This is a genomic window from Bradyrhizobium sp. 21 (assembly GCF_023073335.1).
In the GTDB taxonomy this organism is placed as follows: Bacteria; Pseudomonadota; Alphaproteobacteria; order Rhizobiales; family Xanthobacteraceae; genus Bradyrhizobium.
On record NZ_JADPJG010000002.1, the window covers coordinates 158,192 to 158,539 of the forward strand.

Here is a 348-nt window from a genome sequence, read left to right on the forward strand (position 1 = left end):
GCCGAGCTCGATGGAGAACAGGAAGATCAGCATGATGCCGAGCCAGAAATTCGGCGTCGAGATGCCCCACAACGCAAACAAATTGGCGCCATAGTCCCAGGCGGTGCCCTTCTTCACCGCGGAGACGATGCCGGCGGGAATGCCGATCAGGAAGGCGATCAGGAACGCCATCGAGCCGAGCTGGAGCGTGACCGGCAGCTTTTGGGCGATCAGTTCGCGCACCGGCATCTTGTTGCGGAGCGACTCGCCGAAATTGCCCGTCAGGACGCCTTTGAGCCAATAGACGTATTGCACGGGGATCGGCTGATCGAGCCGGTACTGCTGGCGGATCTGCTCGATCACGGCGGG

1 protein-coding gene is annotated in these 348 nt (G+C 61.5%); it reads right to left on the reverse strand.

Going from position 1 to position 348, the window contains the following annotated elements:
• Positions 1–348, reverse strand: a 348-nt coding sequence (locus IVB31_RS00695; protein ID WP_247317395.1) for an ABC transporter permease, incomplete at both ends; no start/stop codon positions are given.